General features: G+C 49.3%; 31 protein-coding genes. 19 read left to right on the top strand and 12 right to left on the bottom strand.

Going from position 1 to position 20,444, the window contains the following annotated elements:
- The first annotated feature begins 3 nt into the window (after positions 1 to 3).
- The 17 genes from ACYU87_RS18320 to ACYU87_RS18240 all read left to right on the top strand — a co-directional run bounded on the left by ACYU87_RS18320 (position 4) and on the right by ACYU87_RS18240 (position 8,625).
- Positions 4 to 2,148 (top strand): hypothetical protein, encoded by a 2,145-nt coding sequence (locus ACYU87_RS18320; RefSeq protein WP_461135530.1) that lies wholly within the window; start codon positions 4 to 6, stop codon positions 2,146 to 2,148.
- Positions 2,149 to 2,159: 11 nt separating this feature from the next.
- Positions 2,160 to 2,456 carry a hypothetical protein gene (locus tag ACYU87_RS18315; protein ID WP_461135529.1) on the top strand — a complete coding sequence of 99 codons (297 nt, stop codon included), beginning with the start codon at positions 2,160 to 2,162 and terminating at the stop codon, positions 2,454 to 2,456.
- A gap of 43 nt (positions 2,457 to 2,499) precedes the next feature.
- On the top strand, positions 2,500 to 3,468 hold the full coding sequence (locus ACYU87_RS18310) for an AAA family ATPase (protein ID WP_461135528.1): 969 nt from the start codon (positions 2,500 to 2,502) through the stop codon (positions 3,466 to 3,468).
- A gap of 11 nt (positions 3,469 to 3,479) precedes the next feature.
- The gene (locus ACYU87_RS18305) at positions 3,480 to 3,830 is read left to right on the top strand and encodes a hypothetical protein (protein WP_461135527.1); all 351 of its coding nucleotides are present in this window, start codon (positions 3,480 to 3,482) and stop codon (positions 3,828 to 3,830) included.
- Between the two features lie 46 nt (positions 3,831 to 3,876).
- Positions 3,877 to 4,089, top strand: a complete 213-nt coding sequence (locus ACYU87_RS18300) for a hypothetical protein (RefSeq protein WP_461135526.1) — start codon at positions 3,877 to 3,879, stop codon at positions 4,087 to 4,089.
- Positions 4,090 to 4,132: 43 nt separating this feature from the next.
- Entirely contained in the window at positions 4,133 to 4,555 is a 423-nt protein-coding gene (locus tag ACYU87_RS18295) for a hypothetical protein (protein ID WP_461135525.1), read from the top strand.
- A 2-nt stretch (positions 4,556 to 4,557) separates the two neighbouring features.
- Entirely contained in the window at positions 4,558 to 4,698 is a 141-nt protein-coding gene (locus ACYU87_RS18290; RefSeq protein ID WP_461135524.1) for a hypothetical protein, read from the top strand.
- A 30-nt stretch (positions 4,699 to 4,728) separates the two neighbouring features.
- Positions 4,729 to 5,277, top strand: coding sequence for a hypothetical protein (locus ACYU87_RS18285; protein ID WP_461135523.1), 549 nt, complete (start codon positions 4,729 to 4,731; stop codon positions 5,275 to 5,277).
- A gap of 105 nt (positions 5,278 to 5,382) precedes the next feature.
- Positions 5,383 to 5,703, top strand: a complete 321-nt coding sequence (locus ACYU87_RS18280; RefSeq protein WP_461135522.1) for a hypothetical protein — start codon at positions 5,383 to 5,385, stop codon at positions 5,701 to 5,703.
- A gap of 57 nt (positions 5,704 to 5,760) precedes the next feature.
- Positions 5,761 to 5,994 carry a hypothetical protein gene (locus tag ACYU87_RS18275; RefSeq protein WP_461135521.1) on the top strand — a complete coding sequence of 78 codons (234 nt, stop codon included), beginning with the start codon at positions 5,761 to 5,763 and terminating at the stop codon, positions 5,992 to 5,994.
- A gap of 5 nt (positions 5,995 to 5,999) precedes the next feature.
- Positions 6,000 to 6,410, top strand: a complete 411-nt coding sequence (locus ACYU87_RS18270) for a DUF3850 domain-containing protein (protein ID WP_461135520.1) — start codon at positions 6,000 to 6,002, stop codon at positions 6,408 to 6,410.
- A complete protein-coding gene (locus ACYU87_RS18265; RefSeq protein ID WP_461135742.1) occupies positions 6,388 to 6,756 on the top strand; it encodes a hypothetical protein in 369 nt (122 codons plus the stop codon). The genes ACYU87_RS18270 and ACYU87_RS18265 overlap by 23 nt, the downstream gene beginning before the upstream one ends.
- Positions 6,731 to 7,153, top strand: a complete 423-nt coding sequence (locus ACYU87_RS18260) for a hypothetical protein (protein WP_461135519.1) — start codon at positions 6,731 to 6,733, stop codon at positions 7,151 to 7,153. The genes ACYU87_RS18265 and ACYU87_RS18260 overlap by 26 nt, the downstream gene beginning before the upstream one ends.
- A 139-nt stretch (positions 7,154 to 7,292) precedes the next feature.
- A complete protein-coding gene (locus tag ACYU87_RS18255) occupies positions 7,293 to 7,652 on the top strand; it encodes a hypothetical protein (protein ID WP_461135518.1) in 360 nt (119 codons plus the stop codon).
- A gap of 94 nt (positions 7,653 to 7,746) precedes the next feature.
- Positions 7,747 to 7,989 (top strand): hypothetical protein, encoded by a 243-nt coding sequence (locus ACYU87_RS18250; protein ID WP_461135517.1) that lies wholly within the window; start codon positions 7,747 to 7,749, stop codon positions 7,987 to 7,989.
- Positions 7,986 to 8,165, top strand: a complete 180-nt coding sequence (locus ACYU87_RS18245; RefSeq protein ID WP_461135516.1) for a hypothetical protein — start codon at positions 7,986 to 7,988, stop codon at positions 8,163 to 8,165. Before ACYU87_RS18250 ends, ACYU87_RS18245 begins: the two co-directional genes overlap by 4 nt.
- A gap of 10 nt (positions 8,166 to 8,175) precedes the next feature.
- Positions 8,176 to 8,625, top strand: a complete 450-nt coding sequence (locus ACYU87_RS18240) for a hypothetical protein (protein ID WP_461135515.1) — start codon at positions 8,176 to 8,178, stop codon at positions 8,623 to 8,625.
- A gap of 116 nt (positions 8,626 to 8,741) precedes the next feature.
- On the opposite strand, the gene ACYU87_RS18235 is transcribed toward ACYU87_RS18240, so the two are convergent.
- The 12 genes from ACYU87_RS18235 to ACYU87_RS18180 form a co-directional block, all read right to left on the bottom strand.
- Positions 8,742 to 10,421 carry a hypothetical protein gene (locus ACYU87_RS18235; RefSeq protein ID WP_461135514.1) on the bottom strand — a complete coding sequence of 560 codons (1,680 nt, stop codon included), beginning with the start codon at positions 10,419 to 10,421 and terminating at the stop codon, positions 8,742 to 8,744.
- Between the two features lie 63 nt (positions 10,422 to 10,484).
- Positions 10,485 to 11,258: a hypothetical protein gene (locus ACYU87_RS18230; RefSeq protein ID WP_461135513.1), complete on the bottom strand. Its 774-nt coding sequence runs from the start codon at positions 11,256 to 11,258 to the stop codon at positions 10,485 to 10,487.
- Positions 11,259 to 11,282: 24 nt separating this feature from the next.
- Positions 11,283 to 11,585 (bottom strand): hypothetical protein, encoded by a 303-nt coding sequence (locus ACYU87_RS18225; protein ID WP_461135512.1) that lies wholly within the window; start codon positions 11,583 to 11,585, stop codon positions 11,283 to 11,285.
- Positions 11,582 to 11,917: a hypothetical protein gene (locus ACYU87_RS18220; RefSeq protein WP_461135511.1), complete on the bottom strand. Its 336-nt coding sequence runs from the start codon at positions 11,915 to 11,917 to the stop codon at positions 11,582 to 11,584. Before ACYU87_RS18220 ends, ACYU87_RS18225 begins: the two co-directional genes overlap by 4 nt.
- A gap of 5 nt (positions 11,918 to 11,922) precedes the next feature.
- The gene (locus ACYU87_RS18215) at positions 11,923 to 12,390 is read right to left on the bottom strand and encodes a hypothetical protein (protein WP_461135510.1); all 468 of its coding nucleotides are present in this window, start codon (positions 12,388 to 12,390) and stop codon (positions 11,923 to 11,925) included.
- Positions 12,387 to 12,866 carry a hypothetical protein gene (locus tag ACYU87_RS18210; RefSeq protein WP_461135509.1) on the bottom strand — a complete coding sequence of 160 codons (480 nt, stop codon included), beginning with the start codon at positions 12,864 to 12,866 and terminating at the stop codon, positions 12,387 to 12,389. The genes ACYU87_RS18215 and ACYU87_RS18210 overlap by 4 nt, the downstream gene beginning before the upstream one ends.
- 25 nt (positions 12,867 to 12,891) lie before the next feature.
- Positions 12,892 to 13,317, bottom strand: a complete 426-nt coding sequence (locus ACYU87_RS18205) for a phage virion morphogenesis protein (protein WP_461135508.1) — start codon at positions 13,315 to 13,317, stop codon at positions 12,892 to 12,894.
- The gene (locus ACYU87_RS18200) at positions 13,307 to 14,131 is read right to left on the bottom strand and encodes a phage head morphogenesis protein (protein WP_461135507.1); all 825 of its coding nucleotides are present in this window, start codon (positions 14,129 to 14,131) and stop codon (positions 13,307 to 13,309) included. The genes ACYU87_RS18205 and ACYU87_RS18200 overlap by 11 nt, the downstream gene beginning before the upstream one ends.
- 26 nt (positions 14,132 to 14,157) lie before the next feature.
- Positions 14,158 to 15,507 (bottom strand): phage portal protein family protein, encoded by a 1,350-nt coding sequence (locus tag ACYU87_RS18195; protein ID WP_461135506.1) that lies wholly within the window; start codon positions 15,505 to 15,507, stop codon positions 14,158 to 14,160.
- Positions 15,508 to 15,604: 97 nt separating this feature from the next.
- On the bottom strand, positions 15,605 to 16,051 hold the full coding sequence (locus tag ACYU87_RS18190; RefSeq protein ID WP_461135505.1) for a phage protein Gp36 family protein: 447 nt from the start codon (positions 16,049 to 16,051) through the stop codon (positions 15,605 to 15,607).
- Between the two features lies 1 nt (position 16,052).
- Complete coding sequence (locus tag ACYU87_RS18185) at positions 16,053 to 17,609, bottom strand: hypothetical protein (RefSeq protein ID WP_461135504.1); 1,557 nt, start codon at positions 17,607 to 17,609, stop codon at positions 16,053 to 16,055.
- The gene (locus ACYU87_RS18180) at positions 17,606 to 18,238 is read right to left on the bottom strand and encodes a hypothetical protein (RefSeq protein ID WP_461135503.1); all 633 of its coding nucleotides are present in this window, start codon (positions 18,236 to 18,238) and stop codon (positions 17,606 to 17,608) included. Before ACYU87_RS18180 ends, ACYU87_RS18185 begins: the two co-directional genes overlap by 4 nt.
- A gap of 223 nt (positions 18,239 to 18,461) precedes the next feature.
- Here ACYU87_RS18180 and ACYU87_RS18175 point away from each other — a divergent pair, with 223 nt between their 5' ends.
- Positions 18,462 to 19,427: an HK97 family phage prohead protease gene (locus ACYU87_RS18175; RefSeq protein WP_461135502.1), complete on the top strand. Its 966-nt coding sequence runs from the start codon at positions 18,462 to 18,464 to the stop codon at positions 19,425 to 19,427.
- A 77-nt stretch (positions 19,428 to 19,504) separates the two neighbouring features.
- Positions 19,505 to 20,407 (top strand): phage capsid protein, encoded by a 903-nt coding sequence (locus tag ACYU87_RS18170; protein WP_461135501.1) that lies wholly within the window; start codon positions 19,505 to 19,507, stop codon positions 20,405 to 20,407.
- Positions 20,408 to 20,444: the final 37 nt, after the last annotated feature.

Raw genomic sequence — 20,444 nt, 5'->3', positions numbered from 1 at the left:
ATTATGAAGCCTGTTGCTCAAATATGGTATGTGTCGTTCGATGAACTGGTTAGTCAATGTTCAATTGACGACGATACTATTCGTAGTGGATACAAGCGCGGCTCAAATCGGTGGCAAAAAATCAACGACCCCGATGATAAGCGTTGTGTGCTGATTCGCTACGATACCCTTGCTGATGAATACAAGTCAACCGTTCGGCGGGTGCTATGTGGAGGGCTGGAACCGTGGGAAATAGCCGCAAAGCGCGCAAAGGAGGTTTTGAGCGAACGGTCATTGGCTGAAGAACTAGAATTAACGCTAAATGAGCGTTTTCGCCGGTATTGCGGCCTTTATCCGGCTGACGATACGAGCCGGGCGGCTCTAAAGACTCAAACTTGTCTGGCTCGTGCTGCTGCTGCTGTTGAATTGATCGGCAATTACATTCAAGATCGGCAATTAGACTCACGCAGTTACCAGCCGTATAACGAAGTAATAAGCTGGTTGAAACAGGATGGTAACTATGATTTCTATTTCCCAAAAGGAAATCAGTACCTACCCTCAAACGCGATCCGGCTTAAAGAGAAAGTTGTACAGCGGTTTGGCAAGGTGGGTGTCGATCCGCTTCCGATCACGGAGGTAGTTAAGCTCCCTCGTGAGGGCAACAAGAGCCGGGATAAGTTCGCGGGTGACGCTGAACTGATGGCCTGGATCACAATGGCCCGGATGCAGGGTACCAATGATCCGAACGCCTATGTGATTCGGAAGGTGTCAGATGTTTGTCGGATCGTTGGGCGGGACGTGCCATCCGCTTCCTGGTTCAGTCAAGTCCTGGCCAGCGGCAAGATGAAGCAAATGACGGCGGATTCTCGCTTTGGTGCTGGAACCAAAAAGGCTGGAGCTTTCTCGCATTCGATTACGATGGCCAGGGCCATGTACGCGGGTGATTGCTGGATGATGGATGCTACGCGTGTCAACTTCATCGAACATGCCACGGCGGATCGAGACAAGTTTCAATTCATGTTTGTGATCGTGATCCGGGATGCCTATTCGGGCGAAGTGGTTGGCTGTTATTTCGACACGAAAGAGGACCGTTGGGGTTATGCAAATGCCCTGAAAATGGCGGTTAAATCGACGGGTTATTTGCCTCATACGCTGGTCTATGATCGGTTTCCGGGGCATGTGAGCGACGAAATGCAGTCCATTTTAGGCGCAATGGAGCGTAAAGGTGTGCAGTTAGTTTGCACACATAAAGCGACCGGAAAAGCACTCTTGGAGCGTTGGTTCGATACCCTTCAAACGGTGTTCCTGAGTAAGTCAAAATACTACTACGGGCAAGGCATTATGTCTACTCGTGACTACGCTCACCGATCACCCGATTACCTGGTAAAAGTTCGGAAAGAAGCTAAAGCGGACGGGTGGGACTTTGACAAATCATGGCAAGAAGCATGGCAACGTATAGAGGAGTACCGTCAGACGCCGGTAAGCTACTATTCCCGCAAGCATAAGGGTCTTGATCTTAGCCCGGCTCAACTCCACGAGCAAAGCGAAAAGCCAAATGTGATCCCGGTTGAGATTTGGGACCAGGCGTCACTATTCTGGCATACCAAAGTGCTGGATATACGCCGGAATCGCCTGGAGCATACAGTACACGGCGTCGATTATGAGTACCATATCTACGACGAAAAGCTACTGTATCGCTATGACCGCGTAGCCATTCGGTACGAAGAATCCGACCCGACTAAAGTGATGCTGTTTGCGGTGGGTGCTGACGATCAGGTGACTGATTTCTTCATCTGTGAATTAGGCCATACAGCGCCGGTTGTGATGTACGGTCCTGATGCTGATAAACGGCGTCTGGCAGGTCGTCAGACCAAAATTAAGCAGTTCAACGACCGCAAACGGGCTGATCTGGAAGCTACCATCAGTGCGGCCACGGTCGATCCTGAATACCTGCTGACGATGGGCGGTAAAGTCGGGAAAGATGAGTTTGAGAGTGCCCAAAATACCCTGATCTATGAGCAAATGGGCCTATCCATGTCGGTGAATGCTCACCATACAGCCAAATCGAAACAGACTAAGCAGACTAAACCGAAGGCGCATCCGGTGCCGGTTTCGGACGCTCCATTCGACGCAAAATCCTTTGTTAACAATAGCTTCTATAACCAATAATCAATTGAGAAATGATGACAAGCCAAGTTTCAACCACAATTAACACGCCGGTTAAACAACCGCAAGCTACGACGCTGTACAGCGTTCTCCGTAGCCATTCCCTGGGCGAATTACAGCTTATGGATGTCAAGGAGCTACAAGCCGCTAAACTGCTCATATCGGCCCGAATTGAGCTGATTTATAGCCGGATCAAGACGGTCAATTTATTCTTCAGTCAGATTGACGAATTGCGGACAGATATACGCTGGTATCTGTTGGTTGAACTCGAAATCGACGCACTTCTAGCGGCTGAATTTCATAGCAAATAGTCGTTTAAACGCGGTTTAAACACCTTTTAACCTCTGAGAAATAATGATAACGGACACACAGAAACACGAAATCGCCCGGCTCTTGGAGATCGAAGCGGAACAGCTTGGTAGCTGGCCACGCGTCGCCACCAAAGTTGGAGCCAACCACATTACGGTACGGTATAACATGACCGATCCGGCAAAATGGCACTTGGTTAGTGATCAGATGTGGGCAAAAGTAGCTATCAAACTAGGCTACAAGATCAATGAATCAGCCTGGCATCTGGTCCCAACCACCAACACACTGGTGATGATGGAACTATTAGATCGGGCGCAAAATGATCAGTTGTTTACGGCCATTTCGCACGAAGCTGGCCAGGGCAAAACGGCGGGGGTACAGATGTACAAGCTCAGTCACGATGCCGTGTTCTATGTCGAGTGTGAAGAGTCCTGGAGTCACAAAAAGTTCGTGCAAAAACTGGCTGAAACGTTGGGTTTGCGGGTCGAGCGGTACAGCATTTCGGACCTGACCGACATGATTGTTTCCTTCCTGAAGCAAAAGGCAACGACTACCCGTCCACTGTTGATTGTCGATGAAGCCAACAAGCTGAAACCCTCCAGTTTGCGCCTGTTTATCCCGCTTTTCAACAAGCTACAGGATGAAGTGGGTATGGTGCTGATCGGGGCACACGACCTAAAGAAACACATTCAGGCCGGTGTTCGTCGGGACTCGCGTGGTATGGATGAATTAGAAAGCCGGTTGGGTCGCTCATACATGCCCTTAGTGGGGATTTTTGAAACAGATGTGGTTGCGATCTGCAAGGCAAATGGGCTGACCGACGAACGGGCACAAGCGCGGGTGTGGCAAAAGATGCAGCCTGAACGGGTGATGGTTGGCGGTAAATACGCCATGATGAGCAAGCATGATCTGCGTGTCTTAAAACAGGCTGTGAAGCATGAACGGGCACAAGCCCTACGCCAACGGGAACCGGAAATTGCAATGCAACAACTCACCACGCCAGCATTGGCTTAACCGCTACGAAAATGGACATGCTAACTGTAGATGAGATACTTGCCGCTGGCTTCAAATTCATTCCCGCCGAATTTATTGTCGTAGTGAGACACAAAGTAGCCCATTACATAGACAACCGATTTTTGGTTCATAATTCCTTCCAAATCAATAAGGTTTGTGTCTTTAATGCGTCAAACAACAGGCTTGAAATACAGGGACATAGACATTGTGAAGGACACCATCGTCCGCCTTACATCGAGTACTACACACCAGCCGCTGAATGGCGTGCGTATGCTGGAGCAATGACGTTCCACCTGACCAGTGAAGTTCAGCTTTGGCGGTTTATGAAAGCCTTCAATTACCCCCTTCCAATAGACAAATAACATGGCCCCTTTAAGTCAAGAACAGATAGCCCGCTTTCAAGCGGACATGGGTACCGTTTTGGCCAAATATGGCCTTACGGCTGGCTACACGGTAGCTGAACACCGCAAGGAAGACAGCCCAACACAGGATCACTGCATCGTAGCGATCTCTGTAGTTGAGCCAAATATTCCCTCCGTATTCCTGCGGGAAATGGCTCTTCAGACTTACGAAATCGTGAAGGAGCTAAGTAAAGTCGAGGTCAAGATTACAGACAATTAACCACCCAAACCCACGCCAGGCGGGTAGCCCTGGCAACAGCAAAATGAAAAAGGCAGAACGCACAAAATTGAGCGATGCTATGGCATCATGGCTTCAGCTAAAAGGCTTAACCACAGCCCAAGAAAAGCAGATGGACGAACTGAAAGCCATTGTTATCGACATCTGTAGAGCCAATCCAACGGCTTTCAATAAGGATGGGATTTTAGCCGTCGAAGGCGTTGGCCTGGTCAAGATCGTAGTCAATGCACCAGGGCTGAAATTAAGATCGACGGGCAAGAACCTGAACGCGGTCGAGCAAGCGGGTTTGGTAACGATTCTAGGACCAAGTTATGGTAAACTATCGGTTGATGTAACTCGTGTCCGGGATGAGGTAGCAAAGGGCAATAAGACGCTGATCAAAGCCCTGGATAAGCACGAGATCACATTGGTGCAGGAGACTCGCTACGACATAAAGAAACCTGAATAGCCATGAAAAAAGATGCACCAAATCAGGGGACCACCATACCTGAAGATCGAGCCAAAACCTTCGCGCAAGAATTAAAAAAGAAGCTGGAAGAACACGCGAAGGCGCACAAAATAGCCACCCGATTAGGGCTACTTCCTAGCTAAATCTCTCACAATTTAACATCCCAAATTTTTATGAAATCGTTTGTTTTGAGTGCTATCCTTGTTTTGTGTGTATTAGTTAGCTGTAACAGTAATACACCCGTTTCGCCCAAAAAATCAGGGGCACGCTCTGGCTTTAGTAACGCGATGCTTGGCCAATGGAAATTAGTTTCTGTAACCGGTCTTGATCGGTACCCCTACAATTCAACCTACTACCAAAACGCATCGGGTTGTTCGCTGGCTAATGTCTGGATTTATGTACACAGTAATGGTAATGGAGGTGGTAACATTAGTATGGCCAATATGACGCCTACCTGTAGCCCTTCTTTTATGGCGATGTACTACGATACAGATGCGGGTGGACTGATGTTCGAGACAACAGCCTTGAATGACAATATCAGTTGGGGCGAAAACAATGGAGTAGGTGGAGATAACATCTATGTGCAACGTTCCAATGGGTCACTGAGTGTTTCACGAGGGTATTTCGTTTCGTTCGCCAATAACGGCAACACAATGATTTGGAATGGTCCGAACAACCGAATCGTCACCTTCGAGCGCAATAATAACGGCGGACCATTCTAACCGCTAGATAATCAACCAGTAAGGCAAACCGGGACGGTCTTCGGTAGGTGTTCGACTCCCTACCCGGTGCAATGGCAATTCTGCCAGTTTAACCCCCCAAATTTTATGGCAAAGCAAGAAAAGACAGCCGATCCGGCTGTTCAGGAACCGGCTCCGGTAGCGTCGATCCGGTGCAAATTTCAGTGTACAGACGTTCAGGATAGCACTTCTGGAGACTCGTACCAGAAGCAGGTATACATGACCGCCGTGACGGGTGATAATCTGGACGGGACGCCCAACGAGAATACGTCTTTCAGTAAGACTACGCCTTCGGCTGTGATGTCCTTGCTGGTCGAGCAAGAGAGCTTGGACGAGTTCTTTTTGAGTGGAAAGCGATTTTACATCGACATCATCGAGGTCGATACAACTCCTGATCCAGTAGTATAAAATTCTGACCAGGCTACGGCTGGAGACCTACGGCCGTAGCCATAAACCAAACTTTATATGGCAAAGAAAATAATGGTAAAACGGGTACGGGGATTTGATTCAGAATCCATGCGGATGGATACCCAATTTATTGAGAACGTTTCACCATCAACGCGGGAAGGAAACAGCATTGTAACCCTATCCGGGCATAGGATCGAGGTCAAGGGCACTGTCGATGAGATTAATAAACTGATTGCTGACGCGCCAGACGTGGATGAAGGGCAGGACTATTTTGAAAACTATCAATACTGATCGCTATGCAGAACCCTAAAAAGAAGATAGTTACAACTCAATTGGTTGGACTGAGCAAAGGGCAATTGATTGAACAGGGGGTATTCGTCAAAATGCATTTCCTGAAAACATGGGTGAACGAGTTTGACGCCGTTGTCGATGGTCGTAAACGATTCGAGCTTCGCAAGAATGATCGAGGGTTCAAGGTGGGTGATATTCTGATCCTGGCGAAGTATGACCGGGATGCCAAAAAGATATTGCCTGGCTTCGTTTGCGCTCCGATCACCTACATCCTGGAGAGCTTTCCCGGCATCAAAACCGGCTATTGTGTGCTAGGGTTCCAGAACAGCATCGACGCGGATGAACGCATGAAGAATTACTACACACTCATGTTGACCAAACAACTCAACGAAGATGGCATCATCACTGGAACTTAGAATAGCCAGGTCAATCATTAACGAAGAGATAAAGAAACGGTCATTTATGCTGAAGAAATTCTGTGAAATGGTCAACATGATGCACGAAAAAAATGCCTTGGGTCGCCTTCAAATAGCCTTCAAAGGCGGAGATGAAGAGTCACTTGATATTTACCTGGAATATCCAGACTGCCAGTGTTTCATAATCTATTCGTTCTGCAATTTGGCGGACATAAAAGCGTCTTTCGACCTAGTTAAAAAGTACATTCTAACAGGTAAAAGAGTCCCTTTTTATTCGTCAGTTGAGGTCCGAACGCACAAAACAATTGACTTTCATAACTATGCAACGGACACTCCAACAGAATAGCCGGTTTCACACCCTGTTGACGCTACGGAAGTTCGACCGGGAAGATAAAGCCGAACTCGTGAAGGCTTGCACCGATGGGCGAACCACCTCCAGTTCAGATATGAGCATAGACGAGATGGCTAAAGCGATTGAGATACTGGACGATGAGCAGACCACGAGTATCAAGAAAATGAGGGCCAAGATCATCCACATTGGGCGTGATATTTTTGACTTGAGACCACGTGACGCCTGGGAGCAGGTGCATTACGACAAGCTAAACACATTCCTGTTTGGCAAGTTCAAAGCCCCCCTACACAAGCTATCTTATCTGAAGCTAATAGACGCCGTGACGGCTATGGAAAAGTGGCGGGAATCAGAAACTAAGAAAATGGTCAACAACCTTTTAAATGCTATTTAAACGCTATGCAACCCCCTAGATTAACTTTTTTTGATGTGGTAATATTGGTGTCTGCCTGGCTGATCATGATCGTGATCGGAGCCTTTTCGTGGTCGCTTTTCATCTACCTGGTCAAGTGGTTTTCTGATCTGCTTTAATAATGATAGTCAAGCTAAAATTGCGGCTCAAATCGGGCGAGGTGATTGCCTTGAGTAAACACCTGGCATCGACGCTGACGCTGAATCCAATCGAGGAGTTACGCAAGGAGCCAAGTGATTTGATGATCATGTCAGCGTTGTATGAGCTATACGCGAAGGTGAAAGAGAAAAGCGAGAACATTCGCATTTTCAAGGCATCCCGAAACGAAGAACTATACAGCGTGACGATCACCCGAACGCAAGCCTTAGCCCTGATTTGCGCTGGCTATTTTGAGGTGGATTCGCCAACGGCCATGCAGTCGTACGAGGGCAACTTTATTCAGTCGCTGATCGGTCGAATCCACCAAACGTTTCTCGTGTAACTAAATTTTTTAATCTGTTTTTAAAATGTATCGAAAATATCTATTTTGTGCGTTATTATTTTGTGGTAATCCCACAAACCGTAACTCACACTTAATGAAGAACCTTCCCGAAGGCAGTGCATCTACTGCTGCTGCTTTGTCGAATCGTGAACGTCGAATCATAACGATCCGTGACGAGTTCGACCGGCAAAAGTTGGCTGGTAAGCAGTCCAAGTTTATCATCTCTGATCTCGCTTATCGCTTCTACATGACTGAAGCGACGATTGAAGCTATTGTGTGGAAGCGTGGCCGGTACCGGATCGTTGTCAACCAACCATCAATCGCCCTGGCAGCATGAAACCGGAAATCTACTTTGGACCGCTGGAATTTACGTTGATGCTCTTCATTCTGGCTATCATGATTGCTGGCTTAATGGGCTTTGCTATTGGGATCATATTTGCGGATAACCGTCGAATGGCTGATGATGCGTACAACCCCAAACTACGCCCGGATGAATCATTTAAAACCCGCTAAGTTTGAGATCATGAAGAAAAGGTACACCATCACGTCGTCCATGTTTCCCGGTGAGCTGACCTTTACGTATAACGATGAGAGTACGCTAACGGGCTTTTTCAACGATGCAGAATTGACGGTCGAGCATTTGCAGTTTCTCAACAAGAACTTTCCCGTCACGGAAAAGCTACTGGAGCAGATGGCTGGTAACAGCAAGAGCATGACGATCCGGCTAACAACCAACGAAGTGACGTTCGATCAGTTTTATGACGCGTATGGCCTGAAGGTCGATAAACAGGATGCCATCAAGGCTTGGGATAAAATGAGCCGGGATGATCAAATAAAGGCTTTCGAGAATATTCCTTCCTATAACTTTTATCTGATGACCCGACCGAATCAAAACAAGCTGTACCCGGCTACGTATCTACGAGGTAAGTTTGATAACGATTACAAAGCTTTGGCCAAAGCTGGCAAAGGATAATTCATTAGTTTAGTTGTTCAAAACGAGAAAGGCGGGGACCATTGGTCCCCGCCTTTTTTATGATCTAATGAGAAATAATAATGGGGCAAAGGTAGTCTAATTTTGGAAAAATGGCTTCAGCTTAGCTTGGTCGCTGTCACAACCAAAGTAGAGGAAAGACCGGAAACAGACGGGCTTACTTCTAATCCCACGGCTGTATTAGAGGTAGCCCCTGGGCGGTATCGGATAGTAAAATATCTAGCCGTCCCTGAATAGGTGACGTAATTGCCATTGATTAACATGGCATTGGCGGACGTGTACGTATTGGTAATGGGGACAATATAGGCTTGATTAATATCATCTAAACCGCTTTGTGAAAATGATAGCTGCACTAAATAGACCGCTCCCGGCACAAGCGTCCCCCCTGGTATGACATTGTAATAATTCGATGTAGACCAGTTACTCGTACTATACATTGCTTTATACTCTACTTCGCGCTCCGAGCCAACATAATTACTGGCTTTGATGGCCAGGCCAGCACTATCGTTAATGCAGGTAGTTCCCCCTTCAATTCGATTATTACGGGCTTCGATGCCAGTTGCACCCGGCTTGACAATACATTGAGACTCGCCTGCTTTTTGCTTCGAGTAGTTATTGATCCACTTGATATTGTTGCAATTGGCACCGATGATTATCCCCGTGGTTGGTCCGCTTCCGACTGAAAATACGCGTGCATTTTGCACCGTCACGTCCTGGCAGTAGTCAATATCAAACGCGGTCGAGTCGGTTGCGTTCGACAGGTAAACCAAAGGATCACTAATATTAAACTGACAGTATTGACGCATTTTTACTGCCGCTGTTGACACATTAAAGTGGCATCCTATTATCTCAAATTGCGGTGGATGATAGTTGCCATCGGTGCCTAAGTTAGTCGCTGAACTTACATTGATACCTGTACTACAGGTAACAAAATCGCTTTCCGTTATCCGAATCCCTTCGATACCCGGATAGGTCGAGTTGTTAACATCCAAGCCCGTCAAGGCTCCGTATACTTTAAAATCGTGAATCGTTGATGACACACTTATGACTGTATTCGTCAGCTTCATGCCCACGCTTTTGGTTTGATCCATGCCGAAATACTTACAGTGCTCGATCAAACCCTCACCAAAGTTTACCAGCCAGAACCCACCCCCGAATAAGTTGGTCACATTGTTTGCCGTAACTCCCCGATTAACGACGACGTTCTTTAGCTGAACGTTGGGGTTATTTCCACCGGCACCCGTGATTTTAATGGCAAAACTGTTCGGCGTATCTACTTCAGGAAAGACATTGACATTCTCCATCCAGAAATTTTCCAGATTGACCGCGCAATCAAAGACGCCGACTGCGGTTTTCTGACGTATTTTACTGCTGATCGTTGAGCCGATGATATTGACGGGTATATTGTTTGTTGTCAACAATCCATCAATGACAATATCAACGTTCGATGGCAGGGAAAGCCGTTCGCCTGAATTAATGGCAGATTGAAACGCACTAGTATTGGCCGTGATCTGACTGGCAGAAAGTGAAGTGCCCGTTTTAACGCCGAAGCGAGCCAGATCAACGCGGTGTAACAGGTTGCTGATCCATCGTCCCCCCCCCTTTCCTGTCGCGGCCAAAACGATTGCATTATCAATGGTCGCACTGCTGGCTGAATCATAGTAATAACTTCGGCCATCGGGCAACAGCATTCCGGTTCTGGAACCTGTGTAAGCGGTAAGCTCCGTAGTTGAGTTTACGATATGGTAATCGCGCAGTTGTTTGACGGGTATTTTCATTTTTTGTGGGTGGAATGAAGAATAGGTCTACCTACGGGAGGTAGGTAGACCTATGGCGTGGAATTAGACAACGTAGTCGAACGTGATCCGGTCGTTAGCATCGAGCTGATGACCAGCCACCGAACCAACCCAATACAGCTTATCCCCCGACACGACAGCGTTCAGCGCGCGGGCCGTTGAGCCGGAATCACCGCTGAAGTAGCAATCGGCAGTCTTCACCGCGTTACCCACGGCGGCAGCAATGCCATTCACTTCGACGTAGACGTAGCTGCTCTGAGCAGGGGTAGCGGCCATGCCCGTAGCACAAGCAATATCGTTATCGGCAGCGGTGACGCTGGCTACCATGTTTTTATTGCTGATGGTAGGGGTTGCGTAGTAGGCTGACGAAAAGAGTTGAAACGCCAGGTTCGAGGTGTTGACCGTGAACGGGCCGGTGCCCGTCAGCCGCCAGGTCGTATTGGCATTCGTGGTGCCGGATTCAACGGAAATAATCGCCTGACTGGTGACTTCGGTTGAGCCATCGAAGTCGGTGGACCGAACCCATGAGGAAGCATTGACGATGTAGATGCCGTTGGCGCTGGCTGTAGTCTGGTTCTTGACCAAAACCCGATCACCCGCCACCAGCGAGACGCCATCAATCGTTTGCGCGGCTGATAGGGTAATGTTGGCAGTGGTAGCCGCCTTTACCGAATCTTTGATGTCCATGTTATAGATGGACTGTTGTACGGAGTCAGCCACAAATTGACGGCTGGCAGGGTGCGACGGCGTCGATGCAGTTGAGAGGTCAATTTGGCTGGGTAAAATGCCTGGTGCAATCTGTTTGGCTTTAATAAGCATTGTGAACTACGTTAGGGTGTGAACTCAAAAAGATAAAATCAAAAGGTCCGTTGGTTCCAAGGGTATTGCGGGAATCCAGATCAGGTAAGGCAGGGTAATCGTGTAATCACTGTCGATCCGTTGACGAACACCATTCAGGTACAGGGTTCGACGTGGCTCCAGCCCGCCGATGTTGAACACGGTTTGCCCCGTGCGAATAATGGGTAGAACCAGCTCAGGCAAGACACCTGCGTAGGCCGATGAGCCAACAGTAACTAATGAAGGGGGGGCGTCAGCGTTAACGACTACTTCATTCCGCTGACCATTCGTTACGGTGATTACTTTCATAGCTGGGTGTGGCTTGGTTGAATGATGAACCAGCCGAAAAAGATGTTTTCAGCCCCCTGGTTCGCGTCAATCTCTACCAGATCGTAGCGGTAACAGCCCGTTGGCTGTTCCATCTCTGAAGGGCTTTTAGAGAGTTTTACGGCTTGTGGCTGCTGGGTCATTCCCTGACCGGAAACAAACGACAGCAAGAGTGCGTCACTACTATCCCGGACATCCAATTTGTAGGTCTTGCCGGTGGTATCCCGGTTCAGGTTGACTACCAGATCGAATGTGCGGTTGGCCTTACATCGGATCGTCAGTTCAACGGCTTCATCAACATCAATGACGTTCATTATGGTCATCGTTTTACTACGGTTAGTTTGAACAGATAAGAAAACAGAAAAACGATGATGGCCACGATCAACAGGCCAAGCGTGATATAGAATGCCCATTTGTACCCGGGCGCAATACCGAAGCTGGCCACGGGTGGGCATTTAGCCTGGAGCGTGCGTATGATCGTATCCGGCTTGCATTCGGCGGTGATCCGGGTCGAGCGTGGGGTACGATCAATGGTCAGCTTAGAGCGAAGCGTTTCAATGACCTTGTGAAAGATCGTAGTGTCGGTTTTGAACTGCGTGACGATACTGTCTTTGGGAATGGTCACGGTGTCCTGGATCAGCACGGTGGTAGAATCTTTTGCCAGGTGCCCGAACTTGCGTAGAGCTTTGCTGTAGGTCATGCAGCCGGACATCAAATAGGCAAGTAACAGGGCGGTTGCCAGTAGCAAAGCGTTGGCGGCTATCCAGCCAATTCGTTCATTTTTCATGCGTTTGCGGTGGGATTGTGGAGAAATGGATTAACAACTAGGGATACGGTCTTTTGGGTAATAGTGGGGCTGGATTTGAACTGTGTCATATAAGTCTGTTCAAATACATAGTAGGTGCCTGACGGGTAGTCGAGGGAACGAACCCGGCTCAATACGCCAGGCACGGACAAGACCGCCTGATTGACCAGATCGGACAAATCAAGAGATTTAAGGTTTTCAACGATGAATGGATCAGTCAGGTGGGTTTGACCGGGTAGCCTTACGACCAACTTAACCGTCACGGTACCGTTGCCAAGCTGATTTCGACCCGCCAGTTGGCTCCATTCCAATTCAGAATGGCCGATCAGGATACCCGGTGTAATGATGCTATTGTACAACTCCGGGTTGTCTAACTGGTCCTTATCCAAGTCGATCCAGTTGATTTGGTTGGCCAGCTTTTTAATTGCCTGGGCAATGGTAAAATAGGCTTTAAACATGGTTTAAACAGCATTTATACGGTGGTTAGAAACGACCAAAAATCTTACCAATCCCTTTGTCGAGTTTGGCCATGATCTTGCGATCCAATGCCTTCGATGGTCCCATAAATTGACGTTTTGGCATTCCGGCTAATCCTTCGTTGTGTCGCTGGGCATAGGCTTTGTCACTGCTGATCGTCACGCCCTGGCTATTCTCTTCGCCGGTTATGCTGTTGCCCAGATCACCTGTGTCGGTCAAGATGGGCGGCAAGTTGCCGTTCCGCTTTCGCTTTTGGGCTTTACGCTTCCCGCTGATGTCAGGCCACTTCTCCAGTGTATCGTCGGTAAAGCCCTCATCCCGGAACGACTGTTTGAAATGTTTGACCGCTTCAACTCGGATGATGGTTTTGGCATCGCGCTGAACGAAGGCCCGAAGGCGGCTGATCTGAATGTCGAAGCTGCTATTGGCCATCGTCGTCTGCTAGTTTTTCGCCTTCATCATCAATTTCCTCTTGCTGCTCTTTGCTCAGATCGACGCTGTACGGATGGCTCTTGCTGAACAGTTCACCCGTCTTGCCTACGTTGTGATCCAAACCCGGCACCGGCTGCGGTCCTTTTTCCGGTACCGGCGTTTCATCGTCATCTGATTGCTCTACACCACACTGACAGTTGTATGCAGACGGTGGGAAATGATGTACCCAAAACTCATCATTGATAGGCCGAATGACATGGTAATACGGCTTATGCTCCTCCCTAGGGGTTGCCGCCCTGGATGGTAAATATTCCAGGTTCGGATACTGATCGGCGTCCGCTTCGAACTGCTTCCACCGGCTGGCATTCCGGGCACTGGCAATGGCCGTATTGTATTCGACCTTTAACCACACCTCATTGTAGTTGCTGACAATCGACTGACTGGCGGCTTTAAACTGACGCCAGGTGCGGACCTTGCCTTTCTCATCGGTCAGGAGTGCGGCCAACTCTTCCCGCTGACGGTAGGTCTTGCGGGCCGAAAACCAGGCACCTGACTTTTTGAGTTGCTGAACAAACTCATAATTCGGCTCACCGTACTTGATTACCCCGAACCCTTTGTCCACGGCGTCGTTCATCGCTTGGTAGGTGATGGCAAATAGACTAGGTTCTATCAAGCCTTTGAAGCCGTTGAATAGATTGTCCAGGGCTTTACCGACCAGCTTCTTGATGTTCAGGAATTTGGGTAGTGGGCTACCGTCTGCCAGCGTCAGCGTGTCATGCTGATGGGAACCGTACAACGTTTGGAGTTCGGCCACGAGCGCCGATTCTATGGGATCGTGGCCTAGTGAAAATTTGCGAAAGGATCAATACCAAATAGCTTGATCATTAAAGCACGTGCCCGTTCCAACAAACCTTCGTCGGTTTCAGTAGCGTTGTTCTGTTTACCGGCAGGCTTTTTCTTCGCGCTCTTTTTGGGCTTTTCCGGTTCGGGATCTTCTTCGTCCGGTTCTGTGATTGCACTGGCCAACTGCTGACGGCGTTCGATCTCTTCTTCATCGAAAGGAAAGCCAAACCGCTCCATCCACCAGTCCAGTTTAATAGGGGCTACTTTGGTATGGACATTGATCGCATTAGCAATTTGATCTTTTATGGAAACCTTCTCCTGCTCTTCTTCAAAATCAAATTTACCATCGACGCTAAATCCTTGAGCGGCCAACAGGGCTTTTACCCGGCTGTTTAAAAGCTTCAGAATAAACCGACGATCCGACCGAGCAATCTTTTCGGCTACCCGCTCGTGAACTTCACCCTGGCTTTTGCTGGAGCCGTCTTCGGTGGTCATGGTCTGACCGACGATGAGTTTACTCATCCCGCCATCCATCGCCTTTTGTAAGCGCTCGTAGGTGTCCGCCGATCCGGTTTTGTTTACCTCTGGGAACTCTATTTTCGAGCCGTCTGGTAAGACCAGGTATGACATCGCACCAGCGTTGGCCATTGCTGATTCAAGCTGCTGCTTTTGGGTCGGATCGCCTGTCGTGTAATAAGCCACACGCATGGGCTGACCAAATACTTCGTTGAACGTTGCCCAATCGGATACGTCAGCCCGTTTGATCAACACCAGAATGGCCGCTTGCAGGAGCAACCCTAAATTCTTTGGCTTGCCAGCCGCTACGTACAAATGGTTGTAAGGCGGTTGGGTGTAGTCAACGCCGACGATGCTGTAGGGATCAGCAACAACCAACGTGCGTGAGGGAACGACGTGTTTACGGGGTACCAGCTCAACAACCGGATCAGGCTCGCCTAACTCATTCTTAGCGGCTAAATCCGCGTAGCAAAGCGAATACCCGTAAAAACGGGAATCCAATAGGTACGTCACCAAATCTTCAAAGCCTTCCGTATCGATCAGGTTCTGAATGTCGTCAACGACTTCGCCATCTTTTTTGAACACCAACCGGGTGTTGGTAATCGCCAGCCGACGTTGCTCCAGCACACTGGTCAGGTGTTCGTCAAGAGTGGCATCATCATACAGGTCATAAAGCAGATTACGGGTTGGCTGGAGAATGCTTTCTGCGCTGACCAGGGCTTGCCGCCAACGCTGCATGTCCATCCGGCTCCGATCCACGGTGCGAATGTTGATGCCGAAGTCGTTGATGACGACGGAATCAGGTTTAGGATTAACTTTCTTTTTGACCATTGCAATTCGTGCGTTTTAAGGCACTCAAATGTTGTGTGGAATCTTGGTACTGCTTTTTGTTTTGCTCGTCGTTTAAATACCTTTTAAATAGGTAGAATCAATTGTATCGACCAGGGCCGACCATTGGGTTCAATAAGGTCGGGCGTCGGGCATTGCCACCATAGCCGATCTGACTAGCGGCATCAGGGGCGTCAGCCACCGGGGCGGGATCGACGCCGGGCAGCGTTGACTTGCCTTGCTGAATCAACTTTAGCAGGGTGATGGCCTGTTCATACCGCTTTTCCCGGTGAGCGGGTATGGTCTCCTGGAGCGAGTACAGGTGATAGATCGCCAGGTCACGGGCAATAGTGAGCAAATAGGCATGACGGTTTTCGCCAGTCTTGTCGAGTTCCGTCCGAATGGCATACCGGGCCGCTAAATACATGTCAATTTCGCCTTCAGCGGCTACCAGGTTCATATTGATGATGGCATCGCTGTAGCGGGAAATCATCGAACTGATTTCAGGATAGAGGGAAGAATCTAAGTCGGCTTTTGTGAGAAACATGTTACCAGCGATTTTGACGGCGTTGACCGCCGGATATGACAGGGACTGAAATATTGATACGTTTATTAATCTGCCAGATCGCTCCTTCCTGAGCATCCGGGCCGTCATCGTGTGCGGCTGGAAAGCCAATGAGCTGATCTTTGAAGTTTCTGAAGTCCACCGAACTCTTTAGGGCTTCATTGTAGCGGATCACGGCCCGTTCGTAAAGCGGGGCCATCGCTTCGATACGGCCAAACTTATTGTCCTTCTTTCGGTCATCACCACGTATACCAAGCATATAGCCACGCGTGACCGACTCCGTTACGTAGTCCTCCAAAATCAAATCCTGAATGAAGTTGGATTCCATGTAGTGAGAGACCAGATTAGCCCCCTGGCTTTCCAGCCATTCGTGCATGTCGTAATGCGCCTTCACCATTGCGCCGGTCGTAGCCTGACGCACCCACATGGCCAATACGTCATAGTATTTACCCAGCCTTCCAACCGCGATGATGGCCTTGAAATCGTTTTTCTTAGTGTCTTTGAATGACGGGTCATTATAGGTGACGATGTGACTATACGCGCTCAGGTTTTTCATGGGCGCAAACAGGATCATATCGTTGTTGAAGATTCGACCAAGCATGATATGCTTGTGGAAATATTCCCGCTGTGAGCTGATGTAGCCAATTTTTGCCCAAGCCTTCTCCAGCATAGCGCGGGTGAACCGTTCTTTCCAGGCGGGTACACCGTCGATGCTTTGATCCTCTTTGTGGGTTTTGGGATTCTCCAGCGCGAAAACTTTGCAGTGGAAAATCTCCGGATTAACTATATCCCCTTCGTTGACATCACCCACCAGGTGAGCCAGAATAGACGCCTGGTGAATCCGGTTTCCGGCAATGATGAAGCGGCCACGGATCAAATCGAAACAACCGAACAAGTCTTCCCGAACCCAGTTGACGCCTTCAATAACCCGGTCCTGATTCTTGACAATTTCCTTATCGTCAATATCATCGACTACGATATAATCCGGGCGTTTTTCTGCCTTCCGGGTGCCCCTGGGAGACTGACCACGGCCAAACGCCCAAAAGCCAACCCCGTCCTGCGTGGCGAAACTACCTTCCGACCAATCCCCGAAACTGGCCTGCTCGCCAAAATCGGCAATGTACCGTTCGTTGCCCTCTAGCTGAACCTGTATGTCGATGAGCAGGCCGATGGCTTTGGCCTGGTTATTTGATACAACGATCATCCCGTTCAGGTCTTTTTTGGCCTTAAGGAACATGGGCATCATGACATCCGAAAAGACGGATTTGGAGTGAGCGCGTGGCCATTCCAAAACGGCAAAGATCGTCGGGTCAGCAATGATGCGTTTGGCGGCTGCTTTGTGAAACCAGCCAAACTCAGATTGACAGAATTGCGGGAAGTAGTACTTACAGAACTCCACGAAATTGCCTAACAGCCGGTCGATTCGGGCGGTGCGGACGGCGGCTGGTTCGTGCGGGTCCGCGCCTACCTGCTGGCTTACGATCTTTTTGGTGGAATCATAATACTCCTGAAGGGCTTTCTTTTCTTTCGCCGTCATCATGGGGCCAATACCTCCTTTTTGGCAAACAGAAAGTCGTTGGTGTAGGGGACCAGGGCTTTGGCCAGGTCAGGTGATTTCTGATTCAGAAACTCCAAGAGTTCCCGGATCAGGTTGACCAGGTTGTCGAACGTCAGCTCTTTACCTTTTACCTGGGCAAACATCTTCGCCAGGGCGTCCACTTCTCCTTTGTCGAGGGGCATCAATCGACCATTCATGTGCTGGGTAGCCCGCTTTTCCTGCCAGCCTCGTGATTTGATCCACTTTTCGACTTCGGCTTCTTCTTCCTGGAGAACATCGGCAATGTCTTCAACCGGGCAGTCGATCATGTACAGGGCTTCACCGGCTTTAACGATCCGCTCCTGTTCAGCCACGACACTGGCCATTTCTCGTCCACGGCTCATGAACTGGTGCAGGGCTTCGAGCTGGTAGTCGATCAGATCGCCTAACATGTCCATTCTGGCTTTTTTTCGGGAAGTCTGATCCGAGCGTTCTTCCCGCCAGTTGCCCTTCGTGACCCAATTGGAAACGGTCGTTTCCGACACATCGAGGGTACGGGCAATCTCAACGTTTGGTACGTTGAGCATATACATGACCTTGCCGGTGGCCATTATCTTTTCCTGAATGCTCATTGGAATGGGGTGTGGATGGCTTTTGCCTTGTCCAAAATTGAGCAGTTAGGGCGGGGTTTGAAAAAGTCGCTTTACCGGGTTCCCGAAAACCGGGAACGCCGTTCCCGGTTTTCGGGAACCCGGTAAAGCGACTTTTGCGGGGCTGGTTTTAGCCTCACAACTTTGGGTCATCAAGGGCGAAAGTACCCACCGTTTCTATTCACATCATGAACAGTTGACCCAAATGCCAAAGACATTCCGCGTAAGTGATGAAAGCATAAATTCCTACAAGTGTCGAGTCCTCTCTGAAGGTGGTGACACATCTGCTTTTGAAAGCAACCCCGTCATGCTGTACATGCACTTACGTGGGAATGTCATTGGTAAATGGGAAAACCTACGCAAAGAAAACGGCGTATGGTTGGCTGATGCGGTTTTTGATGTGGCTGACACCAGGCCAGGCGGGGGGGCGGAAATAGGGGGCAAGGTTGATCGGGAGTTTATCAATGCCGCTTCGATTGGTATTGTGATCCTGGAGGCAACCTATAATGAAGCGTTGGACTGCTACGACATCACCAAATGGTCGATGCAGGAAATATCCATTGTGGATATTGGCTCTAATCAGAACGCCCTGCAACTCTATGACAAGAGCGGTGAACCCCTTTCAGAAATGAAGCTGGCGGCTCACCTGGAGCAATTCAAACCGGACAATTCTCAAGCAAACCCGATTAATTCAATGAAGCAAATTGCGCTGACCACTATCGCTTTGGCGATGGGCCTGACGGAGACGGCAACCGAACAGGAAGTGATGATCCTTGCCGCCAATAACCTGAACCTGGCTAAAGAACTATCTGATCTAAAATTACAGATAGCGAAGGATAAAACCACTGAAGCCACAAACCTGGTCGATGAAGCCGTGAATGACAAGCGGATTCCTGCAACGGCTAAAGATTCGTACCTGAAACTGTTCTCGGCTGACCACGAGTCAACCAAAGCCATATTGGCTGGAATGGTCAAGCCTCAAAACCTGGTGACTTTAGCGGCTCAGGGCGCGGCTCAGGCGGCAACGGTCACTGATGCGGATGCGGCTAATAAGTACGATGAAATGGACCGGGCTGGTACACTGCTCCAACTGAAGACATCGAACCCTGACGAGTTCAAACGCCTTTATAAATCCAAATTCGGTAAAGAGCCGGATAAGGTATTTGCTTAGACCATGTGCCGGTTCGCCGGTCATCCGCGACTGCGGTTAGATTGCTTATTTCCACACCATCGTAACTTGATTTATCTATGGCTCTTCAGCCCGAAATTTGGCAGGCCCAGATTGTTGGCAACCTGTACAAAGACAACGAGTTTTTGACTCGTTCCACGAATGCCGACGAATACGTTGTTGGCGGTGCCGCTGTTCACATCCCACAGAGTGGGGCCGCTTCGGGTGTATCGAAGAACCGTACTTCGTTACCCGCTACCGTTAGCAAGCGCACGGACACGGACATCACCTACGGGCTGGATGAGTACACCACAGACCCGATCCTGATCCCCAACATCGACAACATTCAGCTTTCGTACGACAAGCGGGCGTCGGTAATGGCCGAAGATCAGGCCAAGCTGAAAGAGGCTCAGGCGGAAGCGATCCTGTTTACTTGGGGCGGTTCGACAACCAACATTATCTATACCACGGGTCAGACAGCGGCTACGACGCTGACAGGTGCCACGGGTACCCGGAAGCTCTTCACCAAAGAAGACCTACGGAAAGCCAAAGTGATGTTTGATAAACAGAACATTCCGGCTGACGGGCGTACTGTCCTGCTGACACCGGAATACCTGGAACAGCTCTTAGCCGATACATCGTTGGCCGTCAACTTCGTGCAGTATGCAAACATAGCGGAAGGCATCGTTGGCCGGGTGTATGGCTTCGACATCCTAGTTCGGGCGTCTTCGCTGTCATTCGACAAAACGACCAACGCGGCCAAAGCTCCAGGGTCAGCCGCTGCCGGTACGGACAATGTGGGCTGTTTGGCCTGGTCGAAATATTCGGTCGAACGCGCCTTGGGTACGGTCAAGATGTTCGAGCAACTTAACAACCCCTTGTACTACGGTGACGTATACTCCTTCCTGGTGATGCTGGGTGGACGGGTACGTCGTGCTGATGGCAAAGGCATTGCCGCCATCGTGGAAACCTGGGTTTCGTAATCCATTGATCGTATAACGTATAACATAGCCCGTTCGC

It is taken from the genome of Spirosoma lituiforme, assembly GCF_054776635.1.
This window is presented reverse-complemented; position numbering and strand designations above follow the sequence as displayed.